This is a genomic window from Prosthecobacter sp. (assembly GCF_049294395.1).
GTDB lineage: Bacteria > Verrucomicrobiota > Verrucomicrobiia > Verrucomicrobiales > Verrucomicrobiaceae > Prosthecobacter.
Genome location: NZ_JBAQCR010000256.1, coordinates 23,306 through 30,078, shown reverse-complemented (window position 1 = coordinate 30,078; position 6,773 = coordinate 23,306). Strand labels below are relative to the sequence as shown.

General features: G+C 56.3%; 7 protein-coding genes. All 7 read right to left on the bottom strand.

The genetic code is table 11. From position 1 onward, the window contains the following. Positions 1–127 precede the first annotated feature (127 nt). The gene (locus tag WAW39_RS17745; protein ID WP_422320522.1) at positions 128–1,594 is read right to left on the bottom strand and encodes a tetratricopeptide repeat protein; all 1,467 of its coding nucleotides are present in this window, start codon (positions 1,592–1,594) and stop codon (positions 128–130) included. Further along, on the bottom strand, positions 1,581–2,960 hold the full coding sequence (locus WAW39_RS17740; protein WP_422320521.1) for a hypothetical protein: 1,380 nt from the start codon (positions 2,958–2,960) through the stop codon (positions 1,581–1,583). Before WAW39_RS17740 ends, WAW39_RS17745 begins: the two co-directional genes overlap by 14 nt. Positions 2,961–3,097: 137 nt before the next feature. Continuing rightward, on the bottom strand, positions 3,098–3,895 hold the full coding sequence (locus WAW39_RS17735; RefSeq protein ID WP_422320523.1) for a metal ABC transporter permease: 798 nt from the start codon (positions 3,893–3,895) through the stop codon (positions 3,098–3,100). Positions 3,896–4,307: 412 nt separating this feature from the next. After that, a complete protein-coding gene (locus WAW39_RS17730; protein WP_422320520.1) occupies positions 4,308–5,120 on the bottom strand; it encodes a metal ABC transporter ATP-binding protein in 813 nt (270 codons plus the stop codon). Beyond that, positions 5,117–5,542 (bottom strand): hypothetical protein, encoded by a 426-nt coding sequence (locus WAW39_RS17725; RefSeq protein ID WP_422320519.1) that lies wholly within the window; start codon positions 5,540–5,542, stop codon positions 5,117–5,119. Before WAW39_RS17725 ends, WAW39_RS17730 begins: the two co-directional genes overlap by 4 nt. Before the next feature lie 4 nt (positions 5,543–5,546). Then, positions 5,547–5,759 carry a hypothetical protein gene (locus WAW39_RS17720; RefSeq protein WP_422320518.1) on the bottom strand — a complete coding sequence of 71 codons (213 nt, stop codon included), beginning with the start codon at positions 5,757–5,759 and terminating at the stop codon, positions 5,547–5,549. Between the two features lie 46 nt (positions 5,760–5,805). Next, entirely contained in the window at positions 5,806–6,738 is a 933-nt protein-coding gene (locus WAW39_RS17715) for a metal ABC transporter substrate-binding protein (protein ID WP_422320517.1), read from the bottom strand. Positions 6,739–6,773 lie beyond the last annotated feature (35 nt).

Sequence of the window (6,773 nt, the reverse complement as noted above, 5' to 3'; positions counted from 1 at the left end):
CAAGCTTTGGGCCTGCTTGTCATTGCGCCGCGATAAACTTGCCTTGCACTTCACCTCTCTGTTGGCTTTTGCCGCCGTCATCGATTGGATGCAGCCTTTCAAGAAGTTTTAAAACACTGCCTAGTGTTTAAGAGTCATTGTTTTCCGTCTTCTGAAGCCGTGCCTCAATACGCTCGCGGCTAAGTTTGGCATGTTTAGCATCCGGATGATCACCCCCAAAAACCTTGTGCCAGCCCTTCTCTGCTCGCTGCATAAGCGCCAACGCTTCCTTCAACTTACCCTGACTCGTCAGGCACAGCGCTAGATTATAACAACTCCTACAGACTGAAGGATGATCTTCGCCCAGCACGCGCTGTTGTGCCGCGAGAACTGCACGGCTTTCTACCTCCGATTCAGCATGCTTGCCTTGGGCAAACAGTGCATTAGCTAGATTACCCCGAATGTTCAATATATGAGGATCTTCAGCATCGTACACACGGTTCAAAGCCTCCAGCACAATGCGACCCTCTGTTTCCGCTTCCGCGAATTTTCCTTGTTTATAAAACACATTAGCTAGATTGCTCCGGCTTGCCAAAGTATCAGGATGCTCCGCGCCAAGCAAACGATGTCGCGTCTTCAGCACTGCTTGATGCTCTGCCTCCGCCTCTGCATTCTTGCCTTGGTCAAAAAGCGCATTCGCCAGATTACTTCTGCTGCCCAAGCTGTCGGGATGCTCAGAGCCAAAAGCGATCAACGCCTGTTCGTACGCTTGTTGGTAGTAGTATGCCGCACGGAGGTAGTCCCCTAGATCCTCAAAAAGAATGCCCAACTGATTCAAAGTTTCCCAGCGCTCTTCCGGAACGGCATGAAATTCCTCACGGAGTTGCCAGGCACGGCTCAGGCAGCGTTCGGCGTTGCTCCATTGCTGTTTGTTCCGATACTGCAAACCCGCACGAAAAAGCAGGGAGGCCAGCTGTAGTGATTGCTCTGGTTTTCCCTCAAGTTTGGCGGCTTCAGCAAGAGTGAAATCGGGATCGCCGCTAATGCTGGTGGAATCATTGAACTGGCTTTCATTGACTTCAGTCTCAAGGCTGCGGCCCGGAGAATCGAGATAGGTGACGCTGGCGCGGACGGACCAGAGATCGGGGGCATGCTCGCGCAGCATGACCTGTAGCGGCTCGGGTCCTGCAAGGATGAGGGGAATGGGGAGACCTCGCTGGAGAAGGTTTCGGCGGCTGTTGAGAATGGCAGCCACCGGATGCCAGACGGCTTTGATGAAGGGATCGGGATGCGATCCGGGGGATGGGCCGTCTGCTTGGACCCACACAAGGCCGATATCTGCCGGGAGGTGCTCCAGAAGGGTCAGGGTGAGCGTTTCCGGTGGTTCGGACTCCTTGACGGTGATGACATGAAACCTCATCCCCTTGCCCTTGGCCCACTCCTCCAGAGTGCGGCGGGCGATCTCGACGCCATAAACATCCGGCGCGATGACGGTGTGAAAGGTAAAGCCTTGATTCAGCTCCAGACGGCGCAAGAGCATGCGCCACTGCCTGGACTCCGACAGAGCATAGTCGGTGCGCAGTGCAGCGATGATGGATTCATCAAGCGGATTCACCGGATTCCGTATGGGTGGCGATGGCGGCGGCTCGCTTCGTTATTTCATAGACTTCATCACGAATGAGCGGGTGTAGATCATACCACTCGTCACCATTGATGAAGTAGAGGACAACGTGGGTGTTCAGGAAGCGAGCAAGGCGGCTTACCTCAGCGGGTGAGGTGGTCTGGGGGATGGCATCGCGATGCTCGGCGATCTCACGAAGAATAAGGGCATCCTCACGGGAGATGGGCAGGAAGTTCCTCCTAATGGAAGCGATAGCATGATTGATGGACTCCTTGGTCACAGGGACATCATCGCAGCGAAGGATGGCCTCCTCCGTGAGTCGGAGCAGATCGCGAAAGTGGCCACCGGAGTGTTCGATTAGTTCATCGGCGAGATGGTGGCTGCCCTTCTTCGTCAACGGTCCAAAGAAGCGCTCGAAACCCTCGTCAGTGAAGCGCAGTTTCAAAATGCTTAACATGGTGGCATGACCCGCTCCATTTCGTGCGCGGTCTTTTTTCTTCCACAACTTCACGGTCGGAATGAGCCGGGTCTGAAAACCGGGGATGACGAACTTCAACCAAGGCGGCACAGTATAGACGAGATGCACAGAGGGAATCTCCAACATCTCGCGACTGTTGGCGAACAGACGGGTGATGCTGTCCACGACATCATTCTCGTTGCTGCGCGTTCCCTGGATCTGCTCCAGGCCGTCGAACATGAATACGATCTTGACGTCTTTTTTGACCTTAGCACTCTTACGGACACGCTGGATATTCTCGGCAAAGAACTCATCGACTTTGTTCTTGAGTTCGCGGATGCGGTGGACAAGGGCCTTGTTGACCTCCTGCCTGAAAGAAGGGGAGGTCTGGAGGGCTGCTTTAAGCTTGGCCTCGGCACCCGCGATGTCGCCACCAGCCTCAAGGCCGGTGACATCAACAGTTGTTGTCTTTAGGTAGTGCCACGCACGACTCCACCATGATTCCTTCATGTCATCTCCATAACCCTGATCAATGAGCTGATCGTTAAAGGCGCCGGCGATGACGAGGAGCATGTCGGCGATATCAACCGTGTCGGCCGGTGAGAGATACTTCAGCGCATCGGTATAGAAGACAAGGCAGCCATCCTGCCGGAGGCAATGACGGAGTCGGAAGAGTTCAGTAGTTTTCCCCGATCCACGAAAACCCGAGAAGGTCTGAAAACTCTGCACGGGCTGGCGGCTGATGCATTTGCGCATAAGCCTAACGGGATCGTCGGGATCCTCATCGTAGATCGGCTCGTAGAGCGCCTTTTGTTCTGGGACATCGCAGTCCAGCGCTTCTCTGCGGCTGACGCGTTGAGTGAGCCAGTTGAGGAATTCTTCGGGAGGAAGGGATGAGATCATGAAGCAACCAGAAAACAAACTCCCCGGCGGGGTGTTCAGTGAGTAGTATGATACAAGGCCGCTCTTGCGGTGCAAATGGATGGTTCATCGATCCCGCGATCTGGCAAATACAGTCTGCCACATCGACCTCAGCCCCTCTACGCCACCCCACGCCGCCTGCTAAACAGCCCGTACTTCGGACTGAAAACATACGCGATCACAAAGAACACCCCCAGCACCACAATGATCGTCGCGCTCACACTCCACCCCAGCGGATACGACAAAAAGAACGCCGCCACCGACCCCACCGCGCCAATAATCCCACCACCCCAGAACAGCGTGCGCGCATTGTTCGTCAGCAGATAAACCGTCGCCGCCGGAGCCACCATCAGCCCCACGCTCAGAATGCACCCCACCGCCTGCAGCGATGAAATCAGCACCAGGATGGTCACCGCAAACGTCGCATAGTTTAGGAGCCGCACCGGCACACCCAGGCTCGCCGCTATGTTCGGTTCAAACAGATAGATGAGCAGCGGCCGTTGCAGCGCCGTCAGCGTGATCACCGCAATCGCGCTGATCCCAAACGCGATCCACAAATCCGAGTCCGCCATCCCCACAATGCTGCCAAACAGCCACTCATCCAGCTTCTGCCGCATGTCCAGATTCTTCAAAATCAGCACCCCTCCCGCAAACGCCGTCGTGTACAGCACCCCCATCGCCGTGTCCTGATCCAGCCGCGAGGTCCGCGACAAAAAGATCGATCCCAGGCCCACAATCAGCGCCGCAAAAATCGCCCCCGCCAGCGCACTCCATTGCGTGAGCCCTCCGATCAACACTGCCAGCGCAATCCCCGGCAGCAGCGAATGCGACAACGTCCCAATCTTCAGCGCATCCTTCCGCAGCACCACAAACGCACTCACAAACCCATTCGCAAACCCAATCATCAAACACGCCATCAGCGTCCGCTTGGCAATCGGTTCAGCAAGGAAATCAGTAAAGGTGGACATAGGAAAATGCAGATTTACACCGCGATAGATTAGAAGGCCGCCGAGAATACCTTCAAACTCACCAGGGGTGATGACGCTAGCCTCATTTTAACCACAGAGGCACGATGAACACAGAGATGCTGACTCAAAATCCGTTTTAAAAACTCTGTGTTCATCGTGTCTCTGTGGTGAATTTCATTGCCCAAATACAGGCCTGTTTTCAATGAAAGGCGGCATGCCTGTCAGATCATCTCTCTAATCTCCGGCCTCTGCGGTCTTCTAATCTCTGCGGTGCAATGGTTTGGTTCAGTCTGTTCATACGCTCATTCAGTTGGGGCATCAGAATTCTGGAGGATCGGATCAGTGTGCAGTCAGTGTCCCATCAGTGGTTTAAATTCTGGGCCTGGCCACGCCCCTCTCCGCTCTCATACGCACTCGCAATATTCCCCGGCGTGAACACCTCACCCACCGGCCCAAACGCAATCTGATGCCGGCGAATCAGCAGCACATCATCAAAATTCCCCGTCACCGTTTGCAGATCGTGATGGCTCGCAATCAAGAGCCGTCCCTCAGCCGTCAGCTCTTTAAACAACCGGCTCAGATTCTCCTGCGCCGGCTTGTCCAGCCCCGTGAACGGCTCATCCAGCAGCAGCACATGCGCCTCCTGCGCCAGCGCACGGGCGATGAACGCCCGCTGCTGCTGCCCGCCAGAAAGCGCACTGATCTGGCGATCCTCCAAATCACACAGCTCCATGCTTTTCAGCGCCCGCTCGACGATCTCCGCGTCATGCCGAGAATACTGCCGCCACCACCCGAGATTCGGATAGCGCCCCATCTCCACCAGACCACGCACCGTGATCGGAAAATTCCAGTCCACGTCCCCGCGTTGTGGCAGATAGGCGATCTCATGGCTGCTCCGCGTCAACGGTTTGCCACGCCACAAAATCTTGCCGCCGCCCCCGGGAATCAGCCCCGCCAGCGACTTCAACAACGTGCTCTTGCCCGCACCATTGGGGCCAATCAGGGCCATGCTCCGACCACACTCCGTCGCAAAGTTGATCTTCTCCAGCGCTCGCACTTCTTGATACTGCACGCTGAGATCCACCACCTCCAGCCGGTGATGCGGCGTATGCGCGCAACCTCCGCCCCAGCAGACGTGCTCCTTGGTATGGACATGGGGAACAGCAGCACTCATTTCCATTCAAAGGTAAGTACTTCATCCAAACTGCCCGCCGAAGACCAGCGCGTCTCACTCCGAGTCGCAAACCCATCCGGCTCCAGCTCCAGCGTGATCGAAGTATCCGGGGTTCCTTCCGCCCACGTCGCGCTCAAAAAAACATCCACCCCATCCTTCGCAGCGGGCAGGGAAGTCGTCAGTTCAATCGGCGAGCCTGCAATCTCAGCCATCAATTCCTTGTCAGCAATCTTCACGCTCAGCGTCGTCGGCTTGTGCGCATACCGCAGCCGCAGCAAGGTCTTCACATGCTGCGTTTCCTCAACCTTCGCCGCATCAGTCTTCGCCTGAGTCACCGTGCCAGTAAGATGGCTCAGCGGCACCGCCAGCACGATGAACGTGAGGGCGAGCAAAAAAATCTGGATGGGCGGAAAACCTCTCATGATATCACCGACTGTAAAAAAAGCTCCGGTTGGAAATCTCTGCCTTCATCGTGCGCTCTTGAACAACTTCCACATTTTCGCGGCTCTTCTGTGTACTTAGTTCGGGCTTCAGCCCGTTCTGGAGGCCCCGCTTCACCCCAGCATTGAAACCAGCCAGCGCACGTTTTGTAGTACCGGCTTTAGCCGGAATCTGGAGGTGCTGTGGTGTGAATTTCATAACGTGAGTGAGATGCCGGTCTGTCTTCCGTCGCTCGCCGTGCACCTCATTTCACCGGTATAGCAGCAGGAGCAGGAGCCAGCGCCGCCACAATCGACCTCACATTGTGAGCCAGCATCGTTTCAAACGTGTGCGCCACCTTGGCCGTGCCATCAGCAATCAGCGGCTCACCAATCTTCACCCCTGTGCTGCGCGCAATCTCCGCCAGCACCTTCGGATTCGCCTGATCCTCCGGAAACACCGCCTTGATCCCATGCTCACGGATCTCCTCGATCGTCTCCGCCACATGCTTTGATGACGCATCATCACTCCGTCCGATGCCGAGCAGCGAAATCGGCTCAAACCCATACTCCTTGCAGAAATACCCAAAGGCCCCGTGCGCCGTCACCAGCAGCCGATCCTTCTTCCCCACCTTCGCGATCTCCTTCTGTGCCCAGTTCTTGAGCTCTCCGAAACGCTTGCTCGCCGCCTTCGCCCCCGCTGCATACGCCGCCGCATTGGCAGGATCAACCGCACTCAGCTCATCCGCCACCACACGCGCCGCCCGCTTCATGTTCTCCGCGCTGTGCCACCAGTGCGGGTCCTCCGACCCGTGGTGATGATGATCATGCTCATCACCATCCTTCTCCGCATGCTCATGATGATGCTCCTCAAACGGGATCGACGGAATCTTCTCCCCCACCTCCACCAGCTTCACTCCAGCGCCCAGGCTGTCGCGCAGCTTGTCCAAAAAGCTCTCCAGCCCTTTGCCAGACGCCAGCAGCAGCTTCGCCCCGCGCATCTCCGCCAGATCCTTGGGCGCCGGCTCAAAATGATGAACGTCAGCCCCCGGCTTCAAAATCTCGACCACCTCCACATTCGCCCCACCCACTTGTTGCGCCAGATCAGCCAGGATGGGATGCAGCGTGGCGACTTTGGTGGCGCCAAAGCAAGGAAGTGCGGCAGCCAGAAAACCAAGGGAGCGGAGAAAAAGCTTCATAAACAAAAATTAGGATACGAAATCGAAAATACAAA

Bases quoted from the DNA above. Each gene is read 5' to 3' on its own strand.
- WAW39_RS17740 (WP_422320521.1), bottom strand. From the start codon at position 2,960: ATGATCTCATCCCTTCCTCCCGAAGAATTCCTCAACTGGCTCACTCAA.
- WAW39_RS17735 (WP_422320523.1), bottom strand. From the start codon at position 3,895: ATGGCGTGTTTGATGATTGGGTTTGCGAATGGGTTTGTGAGTGCGTTT.
- WAW39_RS17730 (WP_422320520.1), bottom strand. From the start codon at position 5,120: ATGAGTGCTGCTGTTCCCCATGTCCATACCAAGGAGCACGTCTGCTGG.
- WAW39_RS17725 (WP_422320519.1), bottom strand. From the start codon at position 5,542: ATGAGAGGTTTTCCGCCCATCCAGATTTTTTTGCTCGCCCTCACGTTC.
- WAW39_RS17720 (WP_422320518.1), bottom strand. From the start codon at position 5,759: ATGAAATTCACACCACAGCACCTCCAGATTCCGGCTAAAGCCGGTACT.
- WAW39_RS17715 (WP_422320517.1), bottom strand. From the start codon at position 6,738: ATGAAGCTTTTTCTCCGCTCCCTTGGTTTTCTGGCTGCCGCACTTCCT.